The sequence below is a fragment of the Pseudarthrobacter sp. fls2-241-R2A-168 genome (assembly GCF_030209335.1).
Classification (GTDB): Bacteria; Actinomycetota; Actinomycetes; order Actinomycetales; family Micrococcaceae; genus Arthrobacter.
In genome coordinates this window covers 1-23418 of record NZ_JARVSG010000031.1, presented here as the reverse complement: position 1 = coordinate 23418, position 23418 = coordinate 1, and the positions used below count along the sequence as shown (strand labels likewise).

The 23418-nt window shown below is 65.3% G+C and carries 24 protein-coding genes and 2 pseudogenes; 17 read left to right on the top strand and 9 right to left on the bottom strand.

Annotated elements, in window-relative coordinates; genetic code table 11:
- The 4 genes and pseudogenes from aspA to QRN11_RS16075 all read left to right on the top strand — a co-directional run.
- Positions 1–248 (top strand): annotated as a pseudogene (gene aspA, locus QRN11_RS16090) (aspartate ammonia-lyase); the annotation flags it as partial.
- 195 nt (positions 249–443) lie between these two features.
- Positions 444–1763 (top strand): dicarboxylate/amino acid:cation symporter, encoded by a 1320-nt coding sequence (locus tag QRN11_RS16085; RefSeq protein ID WP_285313575.1) that lies wholly within the window; start codon positions 444–446, stop codon positions 1761–1763.
- A 12-nt stretch (positions 1764–1775) separates the two neighbouring features.
- Positions 1776–2039 carry a winged helix-turn-helix domain-containing protein gene (locus tag QRN11_RS16080; RefSeq protein WP_091424108.1) on the top strand — a complete coding sequence of 88 codons (264 nt, stop codon included), beginning with the start codon at positions 1776–1778 and terminating at the stop codon, positions 2037–2039.
- A 217-nt stretch (positions 2040–2256) separates the two neighbouring features.
- Positions 2257–2730, top strand: coding sequence for a sensor histidine kinase (locus tag QRN11_RS16075; protein ID WP_091424105.1), 474 nt, complete (start codon positions 2257–2259; stop codon positions 2728–2730).
- A 58-nt stretch (positions 2731–2788) separates the two neighbouring features.
- On the opposite strand, the gene QRN11_RS16070 is transcribed toward QRN11_RS16075, so the two are convergent.
- Positions 2789–3400 (bottom strand): NADPH-dependent FMN reductase, encoded by a 612-nt coding sequence (locus tag QRN11_RS16070; protein ID WP_091424103.1) that lies wholly within the window; start codon positions 3398–3400, stop codon positions 2789–2791.
- A 212-nt stretch (positions 3401–3612) separates the two neighbouring features.
- Between QRN11_RS16070 and QRN11_RS16065 the strand changes: the two genes are divergently transcribed.
- The 3 genes from QRN11_RS16065 to QRN11_RS16055 all read left to right on the top strand — a co-directional run bounded on the left by QRN11_RS16065 (position 3613) and on the right by QRN11_RS16055 (position 5703).
- The gene (locus QRN11_RS16065) at positions 3613–3765 is read left to right on the top strand and encodes a hypothetical protein (protein ID WP_170850903.1); all 153 of its coding nucleotides are present in this window, start codon (positions 3613–3615) and stop codon (positions 3763–3765) included.
- Positions 3766–3955: 190 nt separating this feature from the next.
- The gene (locus QRN11_RS16060; protein WP_285313577.1) at positions 3956–4597 is read left to right on the top strand and encodes an SRPBCC family protein; all 642 of its coding nucleotides are present in this window, start codon (positions 3956–3958) and stop codon (positions 4595–4597) included.
- A 116-nt stretch (positions 4598–4713) separates the two neighbouring features.
- The gene (locus QRN11_RS16055; RefSeq protein WP_142058260.1) at positions 4714–5703 is read left to right on the top strand and encodes an SRPBCC family protein; all 990 of its coding nucleotides are present in this window, start codon (positions 4714–4716) and stop codon (positions 5701–5703) included.
- A gap of 134 nt (positions 5704–5837) precedes the next feature.
- On the opposite strand, the gene QRN11_RS16050 is transcribed toward QRN11_RS16055, so the two are convergent.
- Positions 5838–7832: a rhamnogalacturonan lyase gene (locus QRN11_RS16050; protein WP_285313573.1), complete on the bottom strand. Its 1995-nt coding sequence runs from the start codon at positions 7830–7832 to the stop codon at positions 5838–5840.
- Positions 7833–8199: 367 nt separating this feature from the next.
- Here QRN11_RS16050 and QRN11_RS16045 point away from each other — a divergent pair, with 367 nt between their 5' ends.
- Complete coding sequence (locus tag QRN11_RS16045; RefSeq protein WP_285313571.1) at positions 8200–8841, top strand: NADPH-dependent F420 reductase; 642 nt, start codon at positions 8200–8202, stop codon at positions 8839–8841.
- A gap of 122 nt (positions 8842–8963) precedes the next feature.
- Here the strand turns inward: QRN11_RS16045 and QRN11_RS16040 are convergent, their stop codons facing one another.
- Entirely contained in the window at positions 8964–9899 is a 936-nt protein-coding gene (locus tag QRN11_RS16040) for an SMP-30/gluconolactonase/LRE family protein (protein ID WP_285313570.1), read from the bottom strand.
- Positions 9900–10098: 199 nt separating this feature from the next.
- Between QRN11_RS16040 and QRN11_RS16035 the strand changes: the two genes are divergently transcribed.
- The gene (locus QRN11_RS16035; RefSeq protein ID WP_091424090.1) at positions 10099–10437 is read left to right on the top strand and encodes a hypothetical protein; all 339 of its coding nucleotides are present in this window, start codon (positions 10099–10101) and stop codon (positions 10435–10437) included.
- 39 nt (positions 10438–10476) lie between these two features.
- Here QRN11_RS16035 and QRN11_RS16030 read toward each other — a convergent pair whose 3' ends face one another.
- Both QRN11_RS16030 and QRN11_RS16025 read right to left on the bottom strand, forming a co-directional pair.
- Positions 10477–11406 (bottom strand): threonine/serine dehydratase, encoded by a 930-nt coding sequence (locus QRN11_RS16030; protein WP_285313568.1) that lies wholly within the window; start codon positions 11404–11406, stop codon positions 10477–10479.
- A gap of 1 nt (position 11407) precedes the next feature.
- Positions 11408–11668, bottom strand: a complete 261-nt coding sequence (locus QRN11_RS16025) for a hypothetical protein (RefSeq protein ID WP_285313566.1) — start codon at positions 11666–11668, stop codon at positions 11408–11410.
- A gap of 236 nt (positions 11669–11904) precedes the next feature.
- On the opposite strand from QRN11_RS16025, the gene dctA reads away from it, so the two are divergent.
- Positions 11905–13392: a C4-dicarboxylate transporter DctA gene (gene dctA / locus QRN11_RS16020; protein WP_091424082.1), complete on the top strand. Its 1488-nt coding sequence runs from the start codon at positions 11905–11907 to the stop codon at positions 13390–13392.
- A gap of 70 nt (positions 13393–13462) precedes the next feature.
- On the opposite strand, the gene QRN11_RS16015 is transcribed toward dctA, so the two are convergent.
- Both QRN11_RS16015 and QRN11_RS16010 read right to left on the bottom strand, forming a co-directional pair.
- Complete coding sequence (locus QRN11_RS16015; RefSeq protein WP_285313564.1) at positions 13463–14326, bottom strand: hypothetical protein; 864 nt, start codon at positions 14324–14326, stop codon at positions 13463–13465.
- 116 nt (positions 14327–14442) lie between these two features.
- Positions 14443–15300: an IclR family transcriptional regulator gene (locus QRN11_RS16010; protein WP_285313562.1), complete on the bottom strand. Its 858-nt coding sequence runs from the start codon at positions 15298–15300 to the stop codon at positions 14443–14445.
- Positions 15301–15445: 145 nt separating this feature from the next.
- Between QRN11_RS16010 and QRN11_RS16005 the strand changes: the two genes are divergently transcribed.
- Complete coding sequence (locus QRN11_RS16005) at positions 15446–16741, top strand: MFS transporter (RefSeq protein WP_285313561.1); 1296 nt, start codon at positions 15446–15448, stop codon at positions 16739–16741.
- 86 nt (positions 16742–16827) lie between these two features.
- Positions 16828–17586: a GntR family transcriptional regulator gene (locus tag QRN11_RS16000; protein ID WP_285313560.1), complete on the top strand. Its 759-nt coding sequence runs from the start codon at positions 16828–16830 to the stop codon at positions 17584–17586.
- Between the two features lie 10 nt (positions 17587–17596).
- On the opposite strand, the gene QRN11_RS15995 is transcribed toward QRN11_RS16000, so the two are convergent.
- Positions 17597–18055 (bottom strand): PTS sugar transporter subunit IIA, encoded by a 459-nt coding sequence (locus QRN11_RS15995; protein WP_285313559.1) that lies wholly within the window; start codon positions 18053–18055, stop codon positions 17597–17599.
- The gene (locus QRN11_RS15990) at positions 18055–18285 is read right to left on the bottom strand and encodes a PTS sugar transporter subunit IIB (protein WP_050053469.1); all 231 of its coding nucleotides are present in this window, start codon (positions 18283–18285) and stop codon (positions 18055–18057) included. Before QRN11_RS15990 ends, QRN11_RS15995 begins: the two co-directional genes overlap by 1 nt.
- 231 nt (positions 18286–18516) lie before the next feature.
- Between QRN11_RS15990 and QRN11_RS15985 the strand changes: the two genes are divergently transcribed.
- The 5 genes and pseudogenes from QRN11_RS15985 to QRN11_RS15965 all read left to right on the top strand — a co-directional run.
- Positions 18517–19767, top strand: coding sequence for a PTS transporter subunit EIIC (locus QRN11_RS15985; protein ID WP_285313556.1), 1251 nt, complete (start codon positions 18517–18519; stop codon positions 19765–19767).
- A gap of 49 nt (positions 19768–19816) precedes the next feature.
- Positions 19817–20596 carry a glucosamine-6-phosphate deaminase gene (gene nagB / locus QRN11_RS15980; protein WP_091424068.1) on the top strand — a complete coding sequence of 260 codons (780 nt, stop codon included), beginning with the start codon at positions 19817–19819 and terminating at the stop codon, positions 20594–20596.
- Positions 20597–20598: 2 nt separating this feature from the next.
- On the top strand, positions 20599–21342 hold the full coding sequence (locus QRN11_RS15975) for a copper homeostasis protein CutC (protein ID WP_285313555.1): 744 nt from the start codon (positions 20599–20601) through the stop codon (positions 21340–21342).
- Positions 21342–22550 carry an N-acetylglucosamine-6-phosphate deacetylase gene (locus QRN11_RS15970; protein ID WP_285313576.1) on the top strand — a complete coding sequence of 403 codons (1209 nt, stop codon included), beginning with the start codon at positions 21342–21344 and terminating at the stop codon, positions 22548–22550. Before QRN11_RS15975 ends, QRN11_RS15970 begins: the two co-directional genes overlap by 1 nt.
- Before the next feature lie 337 nt (positions 22551–22887).
- Positions 22888–23418: pseudogene (locus tag QRN11_RS15965) on the top strand (HNH endonuclease signature motif containing protein); the annotation flags it as partial.

The following is a 23418-nucleotide window of genomic DNA, read 5'->3' as shown; positions in this document are numbered from 1 at the left end:
TCACCGCACGCTGCATCCAGGGCATCACCGCCAACACCGACCACCTCCGCCAAACCGTAGAACAATCCATCGGCCTGGTCACCGCCCTCAACCCCCACCTCGGCTACACCACCGCCACCGCCATCGCCCAGGAAGCACTCGCCACCGGCAAAGGCGTCGCCGAACTCGTCCTCGAACACGGACTCCTCACCCACACCCAACTCCAGGAACTCCTCAGCCCCGAACGCCTCGCCAACCTCACCAAATAGCCACCGGCAGTTGAGCCAAACCCAAACCCGGTTTCGACAAGCTCAACCACCAGGCAGCACACCCTCCCCACCCGATCCCGAACAGGGGCACATTGACGTGCCCGCATTCCGGGCCGGGCAAAGAAAAACGGCACTCGATGACGAGGACCGTTCCGCTACCGGGCCGCCAGCCCGGCCTGAACCAAAGGATTGAGCATGAAGAACAAATCAACCATGTGGATACTGGCAGCGCTCGTGGTCGGAATCGCCAGCGGCCTGCTGTTCCACTGGCTGCTTCCGGACGGGCCGCGCGGATCCGTTGTGTCGGTCCTGGACACCGTGACGCACATGTTCCTCAACCTGATCAAGATGATCATTGCGCCGCTGATCTTCGCCACCCTGGTTTCGGGCATCGCAGGAGCCGCGAAATCCGCCGGCGTGGGAAAGCTCTTCGGCCGCTCCATGGTCTGGTTCCTGTCCGCCTCGGTCCTGGTGGGAGCCTTCGGCTTCATCACAGCCCATGTGCTCAACGTTGGACATGGCCTGAACCTGGTACCCGGCGGCGACGCAGGCATGGAAACCAAGCCCCTTGACTACGCGGAATTCGTCACCCACATCATTCCCACCAGCGTTTTCGCTGCCCTGACAGCCAACAACCCCCTCCAGATCCTGGTGTTCGGCGCACTGTTCGGGATTGCCCTGCTGAATTTGCGCAAGCGGGGGCGGTCCTCGATCGCCGACGCGATCGACGAGCTGATGGGCGTGATGCTCAAGGTCACCGGGTACGTCATGAAGGCGGCTCCCGTAGGCGTCTTCGCCGGCATCGCGGCAGCCTTTACCGCCCAGGGACTCGATGCCTTTGCCACGTACGCCTCGTTCATCGGCGGGTTCTACCTGTCACTGTCCGCCCTTTGGGTGGTGATGATCGCCGTTGCCGTGGCCTTCCTCGGCAAGTCCGCCTTCCGCCTGGTCCGCCTCGTCCGCGAACCCATGGTGATCGCATTCGCCACCTCAAGCAGCGAAGCCGCCCTGCCCAAGCTCATCGACGGCCTCACCAGGTTCGGGATTGCCAAGCGCACCACGGGCTTTGTCCTGCCCCTCGGCTACTCGTTCAACGTTGACGGTTCCATGATGTACATGACGTTCGCGTCGGTCTTCCTTCTCAACGCGTACGGCATCGACATGGACCTTGGCCAGCAGATTGCGATGACCGCCATGCTCCTGCTCAGCAGCAAAGGCATGGCCGGTGTGCCGCGCGGCTCACTCGTGGTGGTTGCCGCCGTCGTGCCTGCCTTCGGTATCCCCGCAGCCGGCATCGGCGTCCTGCTGGTCATCGACCAGCTCCTGGACATGGGCCGCACCGCCACCAACATCCTGGGCAACGCCATCGCCACCGCCGTCATAGGCCGGAACCATGACCGCGCCCCCTCGGCCACGGACACCAAGGCCATGGACAGCACGACGGCGGAGCCTCCCGCAGGCATCCATCCCACCGACGTGGCGGTCAGGACGCCAGAGCACGCTTCGGTACGGTGAGGGGAGCGCACAATGAGCACTAACCTCCAGACCCGGGCAAGTGCCCTCCACGCCCCCTACCGCCGCAGCCCTGTCAGGTCGATGATCGTCGATTACCTTGCACGCAACGGCGCCAGCAAGGTGGCGGACATCAGCAGTGGAATCTTTGCCTCGCGGGACGCCGTGAGGTACCACTTGGCTGCCCTGGAACGCGCCTCAATGGTCCGCTCCGATATCTCCCCCGGAACCCGGGAGGGCTGCACGCCCTTCTACGCTTTGGCGCCGGACGCAAGTTAACCTCGATGGCTGCCGGCATGGCCGGCAGCCATCCGGCGTCCCCACAAGGGCTGGTTTTACCGTCCGGTTCCCTCCGAAAGGGCCCTTTCGCACCCGCCGCGCAGAATTGATGCGATCTTGCGGGAAACCTTGCCGACCATTGACGTTGCAGGTCCACTCTGGAGCCATCGAACCAACAGAGGCAACGGACCAACCAGCTTGTGGGGAGCAGGAAGTCATGGGACACAAGGCAGTAATTGATGAAGTCACAGCCGTAGCGGGAGTGCTGACGGACAGTCATCCGCTCGACTTCCACACTTTGGGGCTTGCCGGCTGCATCGACCGGCTTACGGTGCCTCTGCGCCAGCACGGGACCGCGGTCCACTGGGACACCCCCCATTGGGGCATCGAGATTCCCGCGGACTGCGCGTCCCTTCTGTACCAGTCGGCACGCGAGGCTCTCAGCAACGCCTACAAGTACTCAGGAGCATCGCACCTTAATGTCCAGCTCGCCGCGGTGGACCACGGGATCCGCCTGGTGGTGTCCGACGACGGCACGGGCTTTGACAGCAAGCTCGCCACGTGCGGCCGTCACCACGGTTATGGCCTCCGGCTGATGTCCGTGGCCGTCCATGAGGCCGGCGGCACCGTGGACATCTCCTCCGCCCCCGGCCGGGGCACCAGCGTGACGGTTACCCTGCCGCTGGACTGAAGACCCGGATGCCCGCCATCGCTGGGACGGCGGGCATCCGTAAACCTGGGTGGCCCTGCTACCGGGAGAGTTTCGCCTCATCCGGTTCCAGGTCGCCAATGTGGCCGGGTGCGTTCGCGGCCAGGACGCGGGCAACAAACGCGCCGTACTCGTCCATGTAGTGGCGCAGGAACTTGGCGGTCCCTTCGTCCTTGACCTCGCCGCCCTCACCGAACACCTCGGCGTTGTAATGGATGTAGGCCTCCGGGGCGTTGAGCTGCGGCGCATCCAGGAAGCTGAGGACGCTGCGGAACGAGGACTGCATCACCGCGGTCCCGATGCTGCCCACCGAGGCGCCGATGATGCCGGTGGGCTTGCGGGCGAACGAGTTGCTCCCCCATGGCCGGGAGCCCCAGTCGATGGCATTTTTGAGGGCGCCGGGAATGGAACGGTTGTACTCCGGGGACACGAACAGGATTCCGTCAGACGCTTCAATGGCCTCTTTGAGGGCGCGGCCTTCGGGCGGAAAATCGGCGTCGTAGTCGTAGCTGTACAGGGGTAGGTCCTTGATGGGAATCTCTGTGAACTCCAGGTCCTCGGGAGCCAGTTTGATCAATGCCTGGGAGAGGACCCGGTTGATGGAGCCGGTAGCGAGGCTCCCCACGAAGTATCCGATCTTGAACGGTGCCATGAGTGTTCCTTCCAATGGCCGGTCAGCGCCGGCCGTCCATGTTCTGATTGGAAAAGGTGCCGCCCGCGGCCGGACGGCGCTTGGTGCCACTGCACCCCTAGTCCAGCACAGAAGGCCGCGCTCGGCCAGAGCCGCCGCGGGTCCTTGACAGGCCGCACCGGGGAGCGCTGAATGATCTGTACCGAAAACCCCCGGCGCGGTCAGGAGCAGTGATGAGCGAAAATCCCCTGCAGGATGAGCGGGTCCATACCGAGGCACCTGCCGAGGGCGATCCCGATGCCGATGCCACGGAAATCAGGGTGCACAGCCAGGATCCCGCCGAAGGACCGGACACCCCGGACGCCACTTCCCCCGGCGATCAATAGCCGGCGCCTCCCGGCCAGCCCTTTGCCCCAACTGGGTCGCATTTAACGCCGTGATTCCGCGTTTTCACAGCGTTAAGTGCGACCCAGTTGGGGTGGTTTACAGGGTGGTGGGCCGGGTCCGGGCGGAGGAGACTGGAACTGCTGATGACCTCAGTTCTTCATCGGATTCGGTTCAGTCAAAGGAGACATGGTGAGCACGAAAGTGGAGAAACGGATTGTGGTCGATGTACCGGCGGGCACCGCCTACAGGCAGTGGACGCGATTCGAAGAGTTCCCGCATTTCATGGCGGGCGTGGACAGCGTGACCCGGGTGGGCAATGACCGCCTGAAGTGGGTGGCCCACATCGCCGGGGTACGCCGGGAATGGGACGCCAAAATCCTTGAGCAGATCCCCGCCCGCCGAGTGGCTTGGGCTGCCCTCGAAGGCGTTACCAACTCCGGCGCGGTCGATTTCAAGGATGCCGGCGGCAACAGGACAGAGCTGGCTTTGACCCTTGAATACAAGCCGGCGGGTGTGGTGGAACGGGTGGGCGACCTGCTCCACGTCGTCGGCCGCCAGGCGGAACACGACCTGAAGCAGTTCAAGGAATTTGTCGAGCGCCAGGGCCGCTCCACGTCTGCCCGGGGCCCGGCGGATTCTTCAAGCGGGCGGCGCCAGGACTATCGGTTTGAGCACCCCTTCGACCAGACCAACGGGCTGGTCGATCTTGAGGGCGAATCGGGCGGAACGGCCGACGGCGAGAACTACAGTGCCGCCGAACGCCGGCAAAGGGAGGAGCACAGCAGGGGCCTTCCGCCAACTCCCGGCGGCTCCGATGTGATGGGCTTCTGACGCCTGCCTCTCCGAACCGGCTCTGGCAACCTCCGCCCTCAAAAGGTATGTTGGTAAGCATGCTGATGATTTTTTACGGAATCATCAGTTTCCGGTGACACAGCGAAGGAGACGTTATGAGCACGAAGGTGGAAAAACGCATTCTGGTGAACGTACCGGTGAGCACGGCTTACAACCAGTGGACCCAGTTCGAGGAATTCCCGCATTTCATGGGCGGCGTCAAGAGCGTGACGCAGCTCAGTGACGACCGGCTGCAGTGGGTAGCCGAGATCGGCGGCGTCCGCAGGCAATGGGAAGCCAAAATCCTGGAGCAGGTCCCGGACCGCAAAGTGGCATGGGCAGCCACCGAAGGCGCCACTAACGCCGGCTCCGTGGACTTCGAGGACGTCGGCGGCGGCCAGACCTCCATCCAGCTGACGCTCGAATACGAGCCCGAAGGAATCATTGAGAAGGTGGGCGACAAGCTCAACGTCGTGGACCGCCAGGCCGAGGCAGACCTGCAGCGGTTCAAGGAATTCATCGAGGACGAGGGCTATGCCAGCGGCGCGTGGCGCGGCAGTGTCAGCTCCGGAGCGCCCGTCGGCACGCCGGGTGTCGAGGATGCGGCAGGATCGCGCGGCGATTCGGGCAAGGCCGGCGTATCCGGCAAGGTAGCTGCAGGCGTGGGCCTGGCAGCGGCAGCAGGCGCGGCTGCAGCAATGGCCGCCGGCACCAACAAGGGCACCACGGAAGCTGCCGACGAAACGGTAACGCCAGTGACCCCCGGGGAGCCCGTCACCGTCACGCCACTGACCACCGACACCACCGCTACCGATGCCCCAAGCACCGGCACCACGGGAACGGGCGCCCTGGGAACCGACACCCTGGGAACAGGCGCCACAACTACAGGCACAACGTCGGCGGCCGGCTCCACCGGTTCAGTGGCGGACCTGGGTGATGACAGGATCGGCCACGCCTTCGACCAGACCAACGGCCTGGTGGACACCACCGGTGAGTCGGACGAGACGCTTGAGGGTGAGAACCTGAGCGCCGGCGAACGGCGCGAGAGCGAGCGCCGGCCGGACGGCGGCCTGCCGCCCGTAGGCGGCAACCTCGGCCAGCACTGACCGCAACCTGACCGCGTGAAGGACGTCCCGGCGTCGGAGGTTACCCGCCGGCCGGGATGTTCACGGGAACAACAAAGCGCCGCCTGCCCTTCCCCCGGGGCGGGCGGCGCTTTGCCGTTACTGCCGTGCCGTTGCTACTTGTCCGTGCCGGCGTAGAAGACCGACGGCGCTGCGGGGGTCTGCATGCCCTCGCCGATGAAGAAGCTCGGGTGCGGCGGCTGGTTGTACGCGACGGCCTCGCGGGCAACGCCCGTCCGGTACATCGGATCGTGCATCAGGGTGCGGAGCCGGACCTCGGTGGGCGAGGTGCTGGTGTAGATCCGCAGCTCCTTGCTGTCCGACGACGGGAACGCCAGTTCCTCGCGCCAGTCACCCAGGAGGTCCGCCTGCACTGACGGGTTGCCCTTGGTGTGGTTGTTGGTCCGTGCGCCCGTGGCGGTCAGGAGCCTGTCGCTGGTCTCGGTTTCCCAGTTCCACTTCGAAATGGTGGGAACCCCAACACCGGCTGCGGCATCGAAATCGTGGTCAACGATTTCGCGGAGCAGGTCGCCGTCCCACCATGCCAGGAAGTTGGCTGCCGGGATCTTCTGCCCGATGAGCTCGCCCTTCGCGGAGCGCAGTTCTCCCACCGGGGAGTTCCAGGCAGCGTCCCCGCCTACAGCCCAGCCTTCAGCGCCGGCGTAGCGCGGGTCGATGTCCCCGGCGGCGCCGCGGCCCGTGTCACGGGTGGCGGGAATGCTCCAGAGGATTTCGCCGGTGGCAGCGTCGCGGAAGGTGGCGCCGCGGTTGCCGCTCTGGCTCATGCTCTCGTGCACCGCGAAGGTTTCCAGGCCAGGGCGGGACGGATCCAGGTCGCTGGTGTGGATGGCGTCGCCGTGGCCGAGCTTGGTGTTGTACAGCGGCTTGCCGTCGTCGTCGATGGCCATGGAGCCGAACACAAACTCGTCCTTGCCGTCCTGGTCCACGTCCGCCACGGAGAGGTTGTGGTTGCCCTGGCCCTTGTACTGGGCGCCGGCGATGTCTGAGTCGAACGTCCAGCGCTTCACCAGTTTGCCGTTCACCAGGTCGTAGGTGACCAGGACGGCGCGGGTGTAGTAGCCGCGGCTGAACATCATGGACGGGTGCTCGCCGTCCAGGTAGGCGACGCCCGCCAGGAAGCGGTCCACGCGGTTGCCGTAGCCGTCACCCCAGGCAGAGACGCTGCCGCGTGGCGGATCGTAGGGAACGGTGTCCATGATGGTGCCGGTGGCGCCGTTGAATACGGTGAGGAATTCCGGGCCGGACAGGACATAGCCGGCGCTGTTCCGGTAGTCCGCCGCAGCATCGCCGATCACGGTTCCGGCCCCGTCCGTGGTGCCGTCCGCCGTCTTCATGGACACCTCAGCCTTGCCGTCACCGTCGAAGTCGTAGGCAAGGACCTGGGTGTAGTGGGCGCCGGCGCGGATGTTGCGGCCCAGGTCGATGCGCCACAGCCTGGTGCCGTCCATCCTGTAGGCGTCAACGTACACGTTGCCCGTGTAGCCGGACTTGGAGTTGTCCTGGGCGTTAGTGGGGTTCCAAAGCTGGATGATCTCGTAGGTGCCGTCGCCGTCCAGGTCAGCGACGCTCGCGTCATTGGCCGTGTAGCTGTACGCCTGCCCCGTTGGGGTGACACCGTCGGCCGGCTTGTCCAGCTTGATCGCGAGGTAGTTCTGGGCCAGCGGCGTGAATTCGGCGCTGAGCTTGTCCTGCCCGTTGCCGTTGCCCACGGTTTTGATGACGTACTTCGACGCCGCCGTACCCGCCGGGTCAACGTAGGTGGTGGTGTCGCGGATGGGCTCGTCGGTGAGCTGGACGCCGTCGCGGATCACATGGAAGCCGACGCTGTCCTTGTCCAGGCCCAGCATGCGCCAGCCTAGGGTGACGCCCTGGTCCGTCAGCACAGCGACCGGTGCGCGGTCCAGGTTCTCCACCTGGCGCTTGAGCTCTGTGCCGGACTGGCCGGGAGCGGTGCCGGGGTTTGCCTGTGCCAGCGGGACGCCGGTAAAGGCGACTGCGGCCGCAGTCAGTGATGCCGCGGCTGCAACCGGGACTGCTTTCCAGGCACTGCCAGCCCGGGATGTGCGGGAACATTTCGAGGGAAAAACCAAAAGAACATCTCCTTTGATGCGTCGGCAGCTGAGTCTGCCGCACGACAGTTGGAACGTTTCACTCCTCGTCGCGGACGAACCTTTCTGGGCGGTTCGGGCGGTGGGAAGCAGGAGGGAAAGCGCTTTCTGCCCTTTAGGTTTATCAGCGGGCCGCAAGAGAGGTCAAGGCTTTTCCGTTACTTAATGGGCGAATTTGTGCCTTTCCCTCGTTACGAACAGCCTCTGGATGACGGCGAAAAGGGGGAGCACGACGGCGGCCTGCCGCCGGGTGCAGAAGGCGGCAGGCCGCCGTCGTACGCTTTTCCAACGCTTTTTATTCCCTGAGCTCCGCTGAAATATCTGCTGAGGAGACGCTGTTGGCGCCGGTATGACAACAATCGGAATCATCGGTGCAGGACATATTGGAAGCGCAGTTGCCCGGAAGGCGGTGGAGCTGGGCTACGACGTAGTCATCAGCAACTCACGCGGGCCCGAGACGCTGGCGGGCCTCGTCGCGGAGCTTGGCCCCAAGGCGCGGGCAGCCACCGCTGCGGAGGCTGCAGCGGCAGGCGATTTCGCCGTGGTCACCGTGCCGCTCAAGAACTACAAGGACGTCCCGGTGGAGCCCCTGGCCGGCAAGATCGTGATCGACACCAACAACTACTACTGGGAGCGGGACGGCCGCGTCCCGGAACTGGACAACGGGGAAGCCACCACCTCGGGGCTGCTCCAGGAGCACCTGCCGGAATCGAAGGTGGCCAAGGGCTTCAACCACATCATGGCGTCCCAGATCACCACGGATGGAACCCCTACGGGCACGGAGAACCGGCGGGCCCTGGCAACGGCCAGCGACTACCCGGAAGCGGCCGAACTGGTGACAAGCCTGTATGACGAGTTCGGTTTCGACACCGTGAACATCGGGCTCCTGGAGGACAGCTGGCGCGTGGAGCGGGACCGGCCCGCCTACGTGGTGCGGCAGAACGCCCAGGAGCTGAAGGACAACCTGGCCAAGGCCACGCGGACCATCTAGCTGCGGACTTCTCCCCCCGCCCGGACCGTTTTCCCGCTTACAGGTCCGGACATAAAACTGGCTGGCAGCAGGCGTTGTGAACCCGCATTTTGGGAACGCCTGCTGCCAGCCAGTTGGTTAACCTAGTCCCACGCCGGGACCAGGACCACGTCATATTGGGTTGCCTGCTGTCCGAATTTCGCGTTGACGGCTGCGAGGGTGTCCCCAAACTTGGCCACCGTTGTGGGGATGTCGAAGTGCTTGCTCTTGATCACGTCTTCAACCTTGAAGGAGGAGAGGTTCCGGGAAAGCTCCAGGCGGCTGATCTGGTTGGCCATGTTCTGGACCGCCCACACGGTGTGGCCCTTAACCAGGATGCCGTCCACAAACTGCAGGTCCGGTCCACTGATCCGGTGGCTCTTTCCCGTCTCGGGATCCACAGTGTAAAGCGCCTGATGCTGTGTGTGCGCGACAATAAGCGTATCCCCGTCCTCGGCGCTGGCGATGCCGTTGAATCCAAACTCGCCTTTATCCAAGGGTTCGGCCGCCTTACCACTCACTTTCAGCGTCTTCACGTCGTCGGAGTCTCCCAGATCGCCATGCTCGCCCAGAGGGACAAAATAAAGTTCCGGCGACGTGGAGTTGGTGAACCAGGCGCCGTCTTCCGTAAGGGTTACGTCGTTGATGAAGCCGGAGGCTAGATCGTATTGCTTTACCGTCTTGCGGGTTTCGGTGTTGTAGACATACGCCTTGCCGGTGGCGCCGCCGGCCACAAAGAGCAGGTCGTTGCTGACATCCGCTTTCATCCCGACGGCCATCCGACCGTCCGGCACGTTAATGAAACGCTTGGCCTTGCTGTCATGGATGTCGCCGCGGTAGATATCGCCAGTGTTCAGGTCCCCGGCATAGAAAGTAGTTCCCTCCCCGGCCGCGATACCCTCGGCGGAGGTGGCGCCGTCGAGCACTATGACGTCGTCGCTGCTGGATGCGGAGGCCGCTGCCGGCAGGGCAAAGGGTAAGAACAGTGCCAGAAGGGCGGTGAATCCCACGGCTGTACGGCGTTGTACTGTTCGGCGCATGATGCTTCCTCGATGTGGATTAATGCGCGGGGCCAATCAGCGGCAGCTCCGCACGATGGTGCTGCCAGTTTAAGCACCGGCGTGAACCCCCGCCAGAAGCTGGTGCCCCCTTCATAAGGAAGGGGGCAAGGCACCCGGACCGGCATTCACCTCCGGGTTCTGCTTACAATCGAAACCTCAATCAACTACTGAGGGACCCATGAAGAAACTCGCCACAGCCTTGATCGCCGCCGGACTCGTTTTCTCCGCCACGGCCTGCACCGCCTCGAACCAGCTCACCACCGCGGAAACGTGCGAGCGGATCCAGAGCGTAGTGTCCAACCCGGCCAACAACGCCGGCAAAACGGGCATGAACCGCCTGGCCAACCAGATCCGCCCCATTCACGAGGTTGCTTCCGACGATCTCAAGCCCGCACTCGAGTCCATCCTTGCGTACACGGACGAGCAGGCCAAGGAAACCCCGGACGAAGCCAGGATTGCGGAGCTGCAGGCCGGCTACGAGGAAGCCGGCAGCACCTACCAGAAGTTCTGCAGCTAGCCTTTTCTGCTTTGCCTTCTGCTGAACGGACCCGGCCGCCTAGAGGGTGGCCGGGTCTGTGTTTGCGCCGCACAGAATGACTGCCACCCGCTCGCCCGGCACCGGCACGTAGGCGCCTGAGGTCAGGGCCGCGTAGGCCGCGGCGGCGCCGTGTTCCACCACCAGCCGGTAGTCGTTCCACAGCAGCGAGCGTGCGGTGACGATCTCGTCATCGGACACCAGGACGCTTTCGACGCCGGTGCGGACCGCGACAGAGAAGCCGATGTCGCCGATGCGGCGGGCCCCCAGCGAATCTGCGGCGACGCCCGACACTGCGACGTCAACGGGTTCGTTCGCGGCCAGGGCCGCCTGGAGGGTCGGCGCATTCCGGGGCTCCACACCCACTACCCGGGCATGGCCTTCCACGGCAGCCGCGACTCCCGCCATCAGTCCGCCGCCGCCCACTGCCACCAGCACGGTGTCCACCCCGGCGATCTGCTCCAGCAGTTCCGCCCCCACCGTCCCGGCGCCGGCGGCGATCTCGGGCTGGTCATAGGCATGGCAGTACACAGCTCCGGTGCGCCGGGCATGTTCCACGGCGGCTTGGTATGCCTCGGCATATTCGGCGCCACCCTGGATCACGGTGGCGCCGATCGCCTCGAGTTTGCGAACCTTCAGGGCCGGGGCAGCGGCCGGAACGAATACCGTGGCCGGCACTCCCAGCTGCACGGCCGCATAGGCATTGGCCAGCCCGGCATTGCCGCCGGAGGCAACCACCACACCAATGGCCGGATCCAGCTCGCCGCGCTCCTTGCTGGCCAGGATGCGGTTCAGCGCGCCGCGGGCTTTGAAGGTGCCGGTGTGCTGCATGAATTCACACTTGAACCAGACCTCCCCGAACGCCTCCGTATCCGCCTGCAGCACGGGCGTTAATCGGGTGAGGCCGGCTGTCCGGCGGGCCGCGTCCTCAACATCTGCTCGGGTGATCACGTCAGAGTTCGTCGTCCCAGGTTCCCGGCTCTTCCAGGGCTTCCTCGGGTTTGTGCCCTGCAGGCGGCTTGCCGCTTCCGGTGTACGACGCGGGTACCGTTCCGGCCGCGTGGGCCTGTTGCTCCTCGCGGATGTTCCCGGCGCCGGGAAGCTCCGGATGCATGCCGCCCTGGGGCGCCTTCACCGCCTGCTTGGCTTCGTCGGGGTCGCCCGGGCCGCGAAGATCGGCGGTGTTTTGGGGCTCCTCATTGGACGTGGTCATGGGTCCTGCCTTTCACCTGGATGACGCTTTTAACTTGGCCCGGACAACCTGCCCGGGATGGACTCCAGCCTACGGTGCCGCCAGTCACAATCGGATTTTTAGCCACAATCAGCCAGGACGCGGCTTTCGCATTATGGAATTACAATTTCCCCTTGCGGAAATGCTGTGACCGGGGTTACGTTTAGCCCAAGGCCCGGATCAGCGGGCGCAACCCCTATTTGGATAGGTAAAGGTCAATGAAGATCCCCAACCCTGAGGCGCTGAAGGCGAGTTCGGTGCCCGCGAAGAGGAAGCCGCTGTACAAGTCGCTCTTCTTCCAGATTCTGATCGCCGTCGTGGCAGGTGTCCTTATAGGGCATTTCTGGCCGGACCTCGGATCACAATTGAGGCCGCTCGGAGATGGCTTCATCAAACTGATCAAGATGATCATCGCGCCGCTGATCTTCCTGGTGATCGTCACCGGAATTTCAGCCGTGGGCGACGTCAAGGCGGTTGGAAGGGTAGGGGTCAAAGCCCTTCTCTATTTCACGGCAGCCACCCTGTTCGCCCTGGTCTTCGGCCTGATAGTGGCCAACATCGTCCAGCCCGGCGCCGGGCTCAACATCGATCCCGCCACACTGTCCCAGGCGGACCTGGATGCCAAGACCGGATCTGCCGCCCCCAAGGACGCCGCGTCCTTCATCCTGGACGTCATTCCGGCCAGCGTGATCGGAGCCTTCGCCAGCAACAGCCTGCTGCAGGTCCTCTTCTTCTCGGTGTTCTTCGGCGCAGCGATCGTGGTCATTGGACGCGAACGGTGCATGCCCGTGATCAGCCTGATGGAGACCGTCCTGGAACTGATCTTCAAGATCATGTCCTGGATTATGAAAGTGGCTCCCATCGGCGCCTTCGGGGCCATGGCCTTCATCATCGGCCAGTACGGCCTGGACACGCTCAGCACTTACGCCCTGTTGATCACCGCCTGCTACGCCGCGGCGATCGTGTTCATCGGCCTGCTGTTCGTGGTGGCCTGGGTTACAGCCCGCGTCCCGCTCTGGCAGTTCCTCAAGTACACACGGGAAGAATTCCTGCTGGCCCTGGGCACCGCCTCCACAGAAGCTGTGATGCCGCGCATCATGACCAAGCTGACCAACGCCGGCTGCTCCCGCGCCACCACCGGCCTGGTGGTCCCCACCGGTTACTCCTTCAACCTGGACGGTGCAGCAATCTACCTGTCCATCTCGCTGCTGTTCCTCGCCCAGGCCTTCGGGCACAACCTGGACCTTGGCCAGCAGCTTGCAGCGCTCGGCGTGCTGCTGCTGACCTCCAAGGGCATGGCCGGCGTCCCGGGGTCATCCTTCCTGGCACTCTCGGCCACCGCCGCAGCCCTGGGCATCTTCCCGGTAGCCGGCGTCGCACTCCTCCTCGGAGCCGACCGGCTCATGGATTCCATGCGCGTGGTAGTGAACCTGCTGGGCAACTGCGTGGCCACATTCGTGGTCTCCAAATGGGAGGGCCAGTTCGACCGGAGCGTTATGCTGCGCGCCTTCAAGGGCGAGATCACCAACCACGATTCCGCCATCATGTTGGGCAAGGAGGAGGTCTTTGAGGGCCAGGAACTCCAGCGGCTCAGCGAGGGGCAGGACCCGTCACCGAAGTTCCGCGGCGGGCCGCACCCCGAGGACATCCCCCAGTTCCAGATGAGCAAGGCTGAGCGGGCCAAGGCCGGCATCCCCGCCGAATAGCCACTGCAAAACAGAAAGGCGGGCAGGACCACCAGGTCCTGCCCGCCCTCTGTCGCATGAAAGCCCTGTCCTACGGTGTCGGGGACGCCGTAGACGTGCTGCTGTCTTCAGTCTCCGTTGCCGTTGACGTCGCCGTCGCCGCCGGTGTCGCTGACCGGCCCGACGAGGACGGGCTCGTGGAGCCGGACGTGCTGGAGGAGGTGGGGCTGGAAGTTCCGCTGCCGCCGTCGGCCTTCTCCAGCACGTCATTGATCAGGCCCTCGAGCTCCTTCTGGTCCGGATCCCCGAGGTTGGCGCCGCTCTTGGTAGCCACCACCAGGAGTTTGCCTTCGGCTGCGGACACCTGCATCAGCTTCTGCTGGTTCTCTCCGCTGCGGGCACTGAGGGTAGCGAAGGTCTTCTCGGCATCCGTGTCCGCCTGGAGTTCTTCGCTGGTGACCTCATACTTCTGGCCCAGCGCCGATACCGAGAACTTCGCGCATTGGTCCATCTTGCCGCTGATCTTGTTGAGGACCTCGACGGCATCCGGCCCCTCGCTGCCCGACTGGGCAGACAGGGTGCGCGGCTGGTCGCCCTCGGAAAGCGCAACGGCCACGTCCCCGTTTTCCACCTTGTCCAGGAGGCCGGCGGTGGCGATGTCCTTGCAGTCCGAGGGGTCAACGGTTGCCGTGCTCAGGAGCAGGTTGGCGATATTGCCGCCCTGGTCCACCTGCTCCTTGGAGTAGAGCTTCAGCTCGTTGCCGTCCTCATCCTTCATGCCTGAGATCAGGTCCCGCAGCTCATCCTCGGTGTAGGCCTTGGCTTCAGCCGTCGGGCTGGCAGACGCAGTGCTGGTCTGGGCCGAGGGGCTTGCCGCTCCCCCGCCGCCGCCCGTGCAGCCCGCCAGCGCAATCATTGCCGCCGCCATCACTCCAAGTGCCGGAACTTTTCGCATCTGGTTCAACCCCTTAGAAAATAGAAAGCATGCTTAGCGTTTCTAGCCTAAGGGTATTGCCGATCCAGGGGAAATAACTAAGCCTGGCTTTTTATTTTTGTCAGCAGAGGGCGGCGTCAGGCCGGCTTGGCTCCGGGTTCCCGGGCGGGATGCCGCCACGCCCCGCTCACGGTCGCCTGATGGCCGAGGCTGCGGGAGATGGCGCGGGCTGCGGCCCGCACCAGGGGAACCAGCTCAAGGGCGGGCGCCGCCGTATCCGGAACAACGATGGACAGGGCGGCCAGCACCGTGCCGTCGGCGGCGTAAATCGGTGCGGCAACCGAGACGGTTCGGGAGGGGCGCGTCCGGCGGATCACCGCGGCGCCGGACTGTTTGACCCCGGCAAGCACCGCGCGAAGGTCACGTGCCTGCGGCCCCCCTGGCCCCGCCTCCGGCCCGGCAGTCTGCGCCAGCAGCTCCTCCAGCACATCCGGAGCCGAGTAGGCCAGCAGGACCTGCCCGACGGCGGTGGTCCGCAAGGGCATCCGGCCTCCCACCCGGTAGGCCACTTCGGTGGCATGCCGTGACGAGAGGCGGTCGATGAGGACCGCGTCGCTGCCGTCCCGGACGGAGAGCAGCACATGGTGGCGCGTCACCTCATACAGGTCTTCAAGGTAAGGAAGCGCAATCTGCCGGACGCCGTGGCCCCGCGGCGAAAGCGAGGCTATTTCCCACAAGCGCACCCCCACCACATAGCGGCCGTCCTCCAGCCGTTCCAACGCACCCCATTCGGTCAGGTGCCGCACCAGCCGCAGGGTGGTTGCCGGGGCGAGGCCCGCCAGCCTGGCCAGCTCGGACAGGCTCAGCGCCCGGCGTCGTTCGGTGAACTGCTCCAGCAGGCTGAGCGCCCGCACCACCACCGGCTGGCCGGGGCCTTCCTGGAGCCCCCTTGCCCCGCCTGCTCCCGCCACTATTCCTCCAGACTTTGGTGTCATTCAAGCCTGGGCTGTGTGGCCCGCGCCACAAAGTGCATTTTCACTCAGTGAAAAGTACAGTCACCTGAGTGGGACCGGGGGCCAAGCTGTTGGACGTCCCGCCGGCGGGTTTACCTGCCGCCCCTTGACCCGATTGGAATCAACGATGAACTCCAATGCCCCTCGAAAATCCCTTGCCGGAATTTTTGTGGTGTGCTGGCTTGGCCTGCTCGCCGACGGTTATGACCTTTACGTTTACGGCGCCACCCTGCCCGGCCTGATCGGCCAGCCGCCCTTCAACGTCACGCCTGCGGGAGCGGGCGCCGTGGGATCCCTGGCACTGGTAGGAATGCTGCTCGGCTCACTGATTGTGGGCACGTTGACTGACCGGCTGGGCCGCCGCCGGATCTTTGTCAGCGCCCTGGCCTTGTTTTCACTGGCCATGCTGGCCTGCTCGGTGGCACCGACGTGGGAATTGTTTGCGGTGTTCCGCTTCATCGCCTGCTTCGGCGTGGGTGGCCTGCTTCCGACGGCGGTGGCCCTCACCAACGAGTTCGCGCCGCCCGGGAGGAAGTCGCTGGTCCTGGGGGCAGTCCTGACCGGACCTGCCACGGGGACGGTGGTTGCTTCGTTGACTTCGCTGGCCCTGTTGGAGTCGAGCGGGTTCCGCCCGGTTTACGCTGTTGGAGCCGGCGGCCTTTTGCTGGTGCCGTTCGCCTGGTTCCTGATGCCGGAGTCGCCGTCGTTCCTGCGGACCCAGCTCCGCAATGCCGAAGCGGACCGCGTTGAAGCCGCCTACGGACTACCGAAGACAACAGAAGTCCCCGCCTCCGCCGTCCGCGTATCGCCCACCCGCGCCCTGTTCGCCAATGGCACCGGCCGCACCACCACACTGCTGTGGGCCATCACGGTGCTGAGCCTGCTGACCATCTTCGGCGTCAGCACCTGGCTGCCGCAGATCATGCGGACGGCCGGGTTCGGGGTCGGCTCATCCGTATCGTTCCTGCTGGCCTACTCGGTGGGCGCCGTGGTGGGCACGGTCCTGGCGTCGGTGGCCAGCCAGAAATTCGGGCCCCGGCCCCTGGTGATTGTTGGCTTCATCAGTGCCGCGGCCGCCCTGCTGCTGATGTCCGCCAATCCGCCGGCCGCACTGATGACGGTACTCGCCGCCGTCGCCGGCTTCGGTGGCCTGGGGACACAGAACATGATCAACGACTACATCGCGCAGTTCTACCCGGCAGCCACCCGCGCCACAGGCCTGGGATGGGCCCTGGCAGTGGGACGCCTCGGAGCGATTGCCGGCCCCACGTACGGCGCCCTGCTCGTCAGCTTCGGCGGCGGAGTCCCGGTGGCTGCCATGGCATTTGCTGCACCCGCCGTGATGGGAGCTGCCCTGATGCTTGCCCTGCGCAACCGATCAGCCAAGCCGTCCGAGCCCCAGGAAGCGGAACTGGTGGCCTGACCAGCCCTCTTCCCGCAGATCCCCGTGTGGAATAATCCGAAGGAGTGGTCCTCACCGGACCGCTCCACGGATCGAAGGGGCCTTTCGTGCCAGCCACAGCACCATCAAGGAGCAGCGCTCCTGCGGCGAGCGCCCTCATCAACAACACCCAGGTCCCCAAGCATGAGCAGCTGCGCCTGATCATCCTCAAGCTGGCCAAGGAGGAACTGGAGCCCGGCGCCCGGCTTCCCAGCGAGCGCACCCTGATGGACTCGTACGGCGTCAGCCGGATCACGGTGCGGGCCGCCATTGGCCGGCTGGTCAACGAAGGGCACCTGGTGCGGGTTCCGGCCAAGGGTACGTTTGTGGCGGACTCCCCCGTGCAGTCCACTCTGCACCTTGCCTCCTTCACCCAGGAGATGGAGGCCATGGGGCACATTCCCAGCACGGTGGTGCTGGTGGCGGAGGCCGCCGCGGCCCCTGATGATACGGCCGAGGCACTGAGCCTTGCCCCGGGCTCGGAGGCTATCCACCTCAAGCGCCTCCGGCTGGCGGACGGCCGCCCGGTCAGCGTGGACGACGCCTGGTACAACCCCGAGCACGCCCCGGGACTTCTGGAAATCGACCTGACAGGGTCTGTTTACAAGGCCCTCGCCGCGCAGTTCGGGCACCAGATCGACAGGGCTCGGCAGAGCGTTAAGTCCGAGGGCGCCCCGGCAGACGTCGGGGCGCTCCTCGGCACCGGGACAGGCGCGCCGGTCCTGGCGTTCGACCGCGTTTCCTATTCAGGCCGCCTGGCCATTGAACATTCACGTTCCTGGTACCGCTCCGACCGTTACTCGCTGAACATGGAAGTCCGGCTCTAACGGTTCGCCCCTAATCCAGCGAGAACAGCTCCTCGCCGGCTGCCACAGTGCCGGCGGCAACCAGGGTTGCCGTGTCCGGCTTGGTATCGAGGACGACGACGGGACTCACCATCGAGTAGCCTGCCGCGAGCGCGGCGGCCGGATCCACGCGCATGACGGGTGCGCCGGCGTCGACAGTGTCGCCTTGGGCAATGAGCAGCTTGAAGCCCTCACCCTTGAGCTTGACGGTGTCGATCCCAACGTGGGTCAGGACGCCGCGCCCTGAGGGCTCCACCACAACAAAGGCGTGTGGCAGGAGCTTGATGACCTTCCCGGCAACGGGGGACACGACGTCGAACATCTCTCCTGCCGGCGGCTCGACGGCGGCGCCGGAGCCCACCATCTGGCCCGCGAACACAGGATCCGGGACCTCGGCGAGGGGAACCACGTTACCGGCGAGGGGCGCGAGGACCACGAGCGACTGCGCCACTAGAGCAGGTCCTCGATGTCTTCGGCGAGGGTGTCGGCCTCGGGGCCGACGATGACCTGGACGGCCGTGCCGGAGGCCAGCACGCCGTGGGCTCCGGCGGCTTTCAGGGAGGCCTCATTCACGAGGGAACCATCCTTAACCTCGGTGCGAAGGCGGGTAATGCACGCTTCGATCTCAACGATGTTGCCGGCTCCGCCCAGGCCTTCGATGATCTTTTCTGCTTTGGACATGGCTGCCCTTTCTGACGGTGCCCGCATAGAGCACTGCTTCCTCACCGGGGCCGGCGGCCCAAGTGCGACCAATTATGGCTTCCACTGCCGGCCGTTTGAAGGGCCGGACAGGATTTCCCATTGCCTTGACAGGCGCTCGTGGGATGGATCACACTGAACTGGTCATAACCAGACAGTACCGGCTGGAACCCCTCCTTTACAAGCCCCACCCGAACCCGCAGAGGTGCAACCATGTCAACATCCGAGACCGCCGCCTTGGCTCCCGAGAAGAAGCCAAACAAGGCGTTTGCCACCCTGCAGCGTCTGGGCCGCACCCTGATGCTGCCCATCGCTGTTCTTCCCGCCGCAGGCATCCTCCTGCGCATCGGCCAGGCCGACCTGCTCGGCGCCATTCCCGGCTTTGAAGGCGGCGCCGCCGTCATCTCCGCCGCCGGCAGCGCCGTCTTCACCTGGCTGCCGCTGATCTTTGCCGTGGGCATTGCCATTGGCTGGGCGAAGAAGGCCGATGGTTCCACTGCCTTGGCCGCCGTAGTTGGCTATATGGTGATCGATGGCGTCTTCAAGGCCATGTCCCCGCTGGTCCTGGCCGGACAGGTTGACCCGGCCGGCAAGCCCGCCATGATCAACTACGGCGTCCTCGCCGGCATTGTGGTGGGCCTGCTCTCGGCATCGCTGTGGCAGCGGTTCTACCGCACCAAACTGCCCGACTTCCTTGGATTCTTCAGCGGACGCCGCCTGGTGCCCATCCTGACCTCCGTCTCCAGCCTGGTGGCCGGCGTCGTCCTTGCCCTCGCTTACCCGCTTTTCAACGCAGGCCTTTCCGCAGTGGGCCAGGCCGTGGCCAGCAACGCGGTTGTAGGCGGCGGCATCTACGGCTTCGCCAACCGCATGCTGATCCCCGCCGGACTGCACCACATCCTGAACTCCGGCGTCTGGTTCCTCATCGGCGACTACACGGACGCCTCGGGCCACCTGGTCCGCGGTGACCTCAACCGCTTCTTCGCCGGCGACCCCAGCGCGGGCATTTTTATGACCGGTTTCTTCCCCATCATGATGTTCGGCCTGCCGGCAGCAGCACTTGCCATCTGGCGCCACGCCAAGCCCTCGCAGAAGAAGATCGTGGGCGGCATCATGCTTTCCACCGCGCTGACAGCTTTCTTCACCGGCATCACCGAACCGCTTGAGTACGCCTTTATGTTCGTAGCCTTCCCGCTCTACATCGTGCACGCCGCCCTGACCGGAACCTCCATGGCCCTGGTGAACGCGCTGGGTATCCATCACGGGTTCACGTTCTCTGCAGGTCTGATCGACTTTGTCCTCAACTTCGGCAAATCGCAGAACGGCTGGCTGCTGATCCCCATCGGCTTGGGCTACGCGGCGATCTACTACTTCCTCTTTTCCTTCGTGATCAAGCGCTGGAACCTGCGCACCCCCGGCCGCGAGGATGACGAGGTCACCGTGGAGACTGAAGCCGCGAAGTAAGAACCGATCATCACTGCCCTTTAGCGACCCGAAACCGAAAGCACCCCTTATGGAAATCGTCATTCTCCCCGCCCCTGCAGACGTGGCCCGCACGGCCGCGGACGCCATCGAGCAGCAGGTCCGCAGCGGCCCGTCGGTACTTGGCCTGGCCACCGGTTCAACTCCCCTGGGCACCTACCAGGAACTGATCAGGCGGCATCGGAATGGCGGTTTGAGCTTCGCCGGAGCGGAGGCCTTCCTCCTCGATGAGTACGTGGGCCTGCCCAGCACGCATCCGCAGTCCTACCACTCGGTAATCCGCGAAGAGTTCGTGGACAGCGTGGACTTCGCCGCGGGGGCAGTGCACGGGCTGGACGGCGTGGCGGAGGACCTCGAAGCTGAGGTTGCCCGGTACGAGGCCGCCATAGCGGCTGCGGGCGGAGTGGACATCCAGATCCTGGGAATCGGGACCGACGGCCACGTGGGCTTCAACGAGCCGATGTCCTCGCTGGCTTCCAGGACCAGGATCAAGACCCTGACCCAGCAGACCCGGCAGGACAACGCCCGCTTCTTTGCAGATCCTGCGGATGTTCCTGACCATGTGCTGACCCAGGGCCTGGGCACCATTCGCGAGGCGCGGCACCTCCTGCTGCTGGCCATGGGCGAGGCCAAGGCGGAGGCCATCGCGGCGGCGGTTGAGGGTCCTGTTGCCGCCATCTGCCCCGCCTCGGCGCTGCAGCTGCATCCGCACGTCACGGTTCTGGTGGATGAGGCTGCGGCGTCAAAGCTGGCGCACCGGGAGTACTACCAGGACACGTTTGGGCGGAAGCCTGCATGGCAGGGGCTGTGAGCGTGTCGACACTAACAGGGGCACCCCAGCTTGAACTGGCCGTGGAGGATGCCGAGGGGGTCCGCCTCGCGGCCTCGATAGGGGCAGCCAGGGTGGAGCTCTGCGCGGCCCTCGCCGAGACAGACGGCATCACGCCGAGCATTGGGACCATAGAGCGGGCGTGCCGGGTTGGACTGCCTGTCCATGTCCTGGTCCGCCCACGCCCCGGCAACTTCACCTACACGGATGAGGAGCTTGAGGTGCTGGAGCGCGACGTCGAGGCGGCATTGGACGCCGGCGCCGCGGGCGTCGTCGTCGGAGTCCTGGCGGCCGACGGCGGCCCGGACGTTCCGGCGCTTCGGCACCTTTCTGAGGTGGCCCGCCGTCGTCATCCTGCTGCGGAGGTGACCTTCCACCGGGCGTTCGACGCCGCCCTCGCGGCGGGCGCGGACCCTGCCGATGCTTTGGCCAGGCTGGAACGCGCCGGCGTCAACCGGGTGCTGACCAGCGGAGGAAGCCCCGACTGCGCCGCCGGGCTGCCAATACTGGAGCGGCTGGTGGAGCTGGGACGGAACCATGCGCCGTCAGTACAGATCATGGCTGGCGGCGGAGTGCGGCTGGAACTGATGCCCCAACTGGTGCACAGCGGCATCCATGCAGTCCACACGTCGGCACGGGGCCTGGATCCTGCCACGGGAACTCGGGCGCGCGGGGCGGACCCCTTGCTCGCTGCCGGCATGGCGGCGGCTCTGCGGAAGGCAGCATGATGGGCAAGGAATTGATACTCCGGGGCCGCATCGTGGCCGCGAGCGTGGACATCGACGACGGTCTGGTCGCCGTGGCGGAAGGCCTGATTACCTATGCCGGGCCGGCGTCGGAATTTCCTGGCGATCCCGGTGCTGCCGCAGTTCCGGGGAGCATTTTGTTGCCGGGTTTGGTGGACCTCCACTGCCACGGCGCCCACGGCTCGGACTTTGCGGAGGGCTCGGAGGAGGGCGCCAGGGCTGCCGCCACATACCTGCACAGCCGCGGCACCACCACGCTGCTGGCCAGCCTGGTGACCGGAGCGCCGGCAGACCTGGTCCGGAATTTGAAGGTGCTGCGGTCACTGGCTGAGGAGGGCCTGATTGCCGGATCGCACCTGGAGGGCCCCTTCCTCTCCGGTGACCAGTGCGGTGCACACGACCCCGCCTTGTTATTGGAGCCGGACCTCGATCTTGCAGGCGAACTCCTCGAAGCGGCAGGACCCACTTTGGCTTCCCTGACCCTCGCCGGCGAACTGCCAGGAGCATCCGGACTGGCGGATCTGCTCACCGCGCGGGGTGTCATCCCTTCCTTGGGGCACACCGCAGCGGATCATGCCGGCGCGGCTTCCTTCTTGGAGCGTGCGGCGGCGGGGTTAGCATCAGATCCTTCAGGTGGCGGATTCGGTTCCGGCCGACGGCGCCCGACTGTCACGCACCTCTTTAATGCCATGCCCAGCATGCACCATCGGGCCCCGGGACCCGTTTCGGCCTGCCTGAGCGCAGCGCGCGCCGGGAAGGCGGTGGTTGAACTGATCGCCGACGGCGTCCACCTCGCCCCGGAGACGGTCAAGACAGTGTTCGAGCTGGTGGGCGCGGAGAACATTGCACTCGTCACGGATTCCATGGCTGCGACGGGACTGGCGGATGGCCAGTACAAGCTTGGCACCCTCGCCGTAACAGTTGACGGGGGTGTGGCCCGCGTGGACAGCACGGGTGCGATCGCCGGAGGAACGGCAACGCTGCTGGACGTTGTCCGGTCCGCGGTGGCCGCCGGAGTCCCGCTGCAGGACGCCGTCAGGTCGGCCACGTCGGTCCCGGCAGGGGTTCTGGGACTGTCCGCTCAGGCGGGCGACCTGCGCGCGGGGATGCCGGCCGACGTTGTGGTTGTTGATACTGAACTCACTCTCGCAGGTGTGCTGCGCCGAGGCGAGTGGGTGAATCCGCTTTAACGTCCGGCCTGCCTGTTTCCGCTGAAAATGTCAGTGGCTACATAGATGCTGTTCGTATGGGAATCGGCGGGGGCATGGCAGGCGAGGCGGCACCTGCGGCTGCACTGTCTCCTGTAGCTCCGGCTGATCCTGTCCGCCTGCCGCACCCGGACCTAAGTCCGCCAGAATTGTCGGTGCCTCGATGGATCGTGTTGATATGGGAATCGGCGTGGGCACCACAAGCGGGGCGGTAAATCCGGCTCCGCTGCTTCCTGTTTCGCCCGCTGCTCCTGCACGCCCGCCAGCCCCTGGACCTATGCCCGCCAGAATTGTCAGACCCCCACTAGAAGATGTTTGTATGGGAAACGGCGCGGGAACGGCGGCAGCGATGGAAGGCATTTACGCCTCCGTTGCCCGGCTTGATTCCCTGTTCCTCGAAGATCAGCGGCTGGAAGCCGACGCCGGTCCCGGGGCCGCTGCTTGTGCCGGCGCTGTTCGGGATGTGCTGCAGCGCCGGTATGAGATCCGGCTCGAGCGCTTGGCGGTGACGAAGCAGCTGGAAGCCCAGATCGCCGCGGTGAAGGCCCGGGACGCTGCCGAGGCTATTGAAATTCAGCATGCGATGACCCCGCCGGAGGCGCCCGTCCACGAACGGACCTACGCCGAAATGTCCGCGGTCGAGGAAATCGCCGGGGTCCTTACCATCAGCTCCGCCGCCGCCGGGGCGCTCGTCACCCAATCCCGGCAACTCGCCTCCCTGACGCCGGCCATGGACGCCCTCTGCGCCGGGGCCATCTCCTGGCAGCACGCCAAAATCATCGCCGACGAAACTTTCAGCCTCGACCCCACCGGCGCGGCCGCCCTCGTCGAGCATGTCCTGAACCCCAAC

Bases quoted from the DNA above. Each gene is read 5' to 3' on its own strand.
- QRN11_RS16085 (WP_285313575.1), top strand. From the start codon at position 444: ATGAAGAACAAATCAACCATGTGGATACTGGCAGCGCTCGTGGTCGGA.
- QRN11_RS16080 (WP_091424108.1), top strand. From the start codon at position 1,776: ATGAGCACTAACCTCCAGACCCGGGCAAGTGCCCTCCACGCCCCCTAC.
- QRN11_RS16075 (WP_091424105.1), top strand. From the start codon at position 2,257: ATGGGACACAAGGCAGTAATTGATGAAGTCACAGCCGTAGCGGGAGTG.
- QRN11_RS16070 (WP_091424103.1), bottom strand. From the start codon at position 3,400: ATGGCACCGTTCAAGATCGGATACTTCGTGGGGAGCCTCGCTACCGGC.
- QRN11_RS16065 (WP_170850903.1), top strand. From the start codon at position 3,613: ATGAGCGAAAATCCCCTGCAGGATGAGCGGGTCCATACCGAGGCACCT.
- QRN11_RS16055 (WP_142058260.1), top strand. From the start codon at position 4,714: ATGAGCACGAAGGTGGAAAAACGCATTCTGGTGAACGTACCGGTGAGC.
- QRN11_RS16045 (WP_285313571.1), top strand. From the start codon at position 8,200: ATGACAACAATCGGAATCATCGGTGCAGGACATATTGGAAGCGCAGTT.
- QRN11_RS16040 (WP_285313570.1), bottom strand. From the start codon at position 9,899: ATGCGCCGAACAGTACAACGCCGTACAGCCGTGGGATTCACCGCCCTT.
- QRN11_RS16035 (WP_091424090.1), top strand. From the start codon at position 10,099: ATGAAGAAACTCGCCACAGCCTTGATCGCCGCCGGACTCGTTTTCTCC.
- QRN11_RS16025 (WP_285313566.1), bottom strand. From the start codon at position 11,668: ATGACCACGTCCAATGAGGAGCCCCAAAACACCGCCGATCTTCGCGGC.
- dctA (WP_091424082.1), top strand. From the start codon at position 11,905: ATGAAGATCCCCAACCCTGAGGCGCTGAAGGCGAGTTCGGTGCCCGCG.
- QRN11_RS16015 (WP_285313564.1), bottom strand. From the start codon at position 14,326: ATGCGAAAAGTTCCGGCACTTGGAGTGATGGCGGCGGCAATGATTGCG.
- QRN11_RS16010 (WP_285313562.1), bottom strand. From the start codon at position 15,300: ATGACACCAAAGTCTGGAGGAATAGTGGCGGGAGCAGGCGGGGCAAGG.
- QRN11_RS16005 (WP_285313561.1), top strand. From the start codon at position 15,446: ATGAACTCCAATGCCCCTCGAAAATCCCTTGCCGGAATTTTTGTGGTG.
- QRN11_RS15990 (WP_050053469.1), bottom strand. From the start codon at position 18,285: ATGTCCAAAGCAGAAAAGATCATCGAAGGCCTGGGCGGAGCCGGCAAC.
- QRN11_RS15985 (WP_285313556.1), top strand. From the start codon at position 18,517: ATGTCAACATCCGAGACCGCCGCCTTGGCTCCCGAGAAGAAGCCAAAC.
- nagB (WP_091424068.1), top strand. From the start codon at position 19,817: ATGGAAATCGTCATTCTCCCCGCCCCTGCAGACGTGGCCCGCACGGCC.
- QRN11_RS15970 (WP_285313576.1), top strand. From the start codon at position 21,342: ATGGGCAAGGAATTGATACTCCGGGGCCGCATCGTGGCCGCGAGCGTG.